Source organism: Bacillus sp. P4_D3, assembly GCF_056401855.1.
In genome coordinates, this window is record NZ_JBFUIN010000717.1 from 1 (window position 1) to 1553 (window position 1553).

The 1553-nt window shown below is 32.8% G+C and carries 2 protein-coding genes; both read right to left on the minus strand.

Going from position 1 to position 1553, the window contains the following annotated elements:
- Positions 1-154: 154 nt before the first annotated feature.
- Complete coding sequence (locus AC1DTM_RS25935; RefSeq protein WP_016105284.1) at positions 155-475, minus strand: DUF3892 domain-containing protein; 321 nt, start codon at positions 473-475, stop codon at positions 155-157.
- A 713-nt stretch (positions 476-1188) separates the two neighbouring features.
- Positions 1189-1553, minus strand: a 365-nt coding sequence (locus AC1DTM_RS25940) for a Ger(x)C family spore germination C-terminal domain-containing protein (RefSeq protein WP_477001232.1), incomplete at its 5' end; no start/stop codon positions are given.

Sequence of the window (1553 nt, forward strand, 5' to 3'; positions counted from 1 at the left end):
GTAAACCATTTACAGCAGAAGATAGAGAGAACTTTAGAGAGCTTTTTAAAAAAGAGATTTCACTCTAGAAATGAACCTTCTATTTGTAGGGAAAACTTAGCAAAGAAAAGAAGAGAATATCCAAATGAACATTCTCTTCTTGAGGTTTACCCGTTTAAAAAGACGGTAAATTATCTAAGTTATTTTCCTTTATACCATCCGGTTCACTACGTATAATATCCCTACCATACTTATGAAATACGTCCACATGAGCTAACTTCCCTGATTTTGCTTCATCAAGAGCAGTAATATAATCTAACTCTCTTCCGCTACTCGTTTTAAAAGCAATTAAATCACCTTCATCATTTTTACGAACTGCAACTATTTGTTCTGCTCCTGAATCGATTTCCTGGTCCTGGGCTACTTCCAATTGAGCTTGCCCTTCCCCTTGATGTAAGTAATCATTATAAACTTTTTGAAAGTCTTTTTTATCCAATAAACTCACCCCCAAAATATTTCATTAGTATGTTTGGAAGTCATTGGTTTTATGTACTTTTCCCATCAAGTTAACAAAAATACACTACCCCAAAGAGATAACCCAAATCATAATTTTTTCAATCTATTACAAATTCATTTTTAAATTTTATAGAGTACCTCTCAATATAAGATAATCAAAACAGATAATATTATAATTTATTATATCGAAAACATTTAAGAAATGGAGCTGTTCAGATGAATATCCAATTGCCTACGCTCTCTGTTTTCAATTAGCTGAGGTCCCTCATTTTAAAGTTCATACAGAAATAGACGTAAATAATGAACCTTGGCTATATAAAGTATGGGTTATTTCATCTGCTAAAACACCATAGCAATTAGTCTACAGTGCTGTTTATTTTAACCTGTATTATAAAAACAGCCGAAATACCGATTCCTTAACGTACAGGGAATCGGTTAATTTTCGTCCAAATTGTGTCTAAACGTACAATTTGGATGAAATGGCATAGTGACCCCATGCCCATCAACGTAAGAATTTTATAGCACCCAAAAATAGAAAAATGTACCTTTTCACCTGGAGATGCCAATTTTCTATTTTTAGGGTATTTGTTTTGCTTAACTCGATTGTGATGGGGCGGAAACCTATTAAAGATATTTCCCCTACTAAAATAGAAGGTACTTGCAATTTTAGTACAAATTTCAGTTGGACTCATGTTACTTAATCGTTCCCATCGCACCAATTTTCACATTTACCTTGACGTTTACATCGCCCTTTGCTAATTCATTATTCCATTTATTTTGGACTTTTTTCCATTCTGGATATGTGTAAGTTCTTGCATATCTCCCAAGCCCAATAGGGTCGATTTTGACAGTTTGTATTTTCTTTATTAATTGATTGAAATCAGCTTCCAGCTTAGTTTCAATCGCCTTTTGTAATTTTGCTGCATCCTTTCTTGTATTGAACAAAAAAAGCCGTTCTGTAATGCCGACCCTCATCTTTATATCTGTATTAAATATAAACTTATTATCATATCTTACCTTTGTCTTTACTTTAATATTATATGCAGTAAAACTTATCC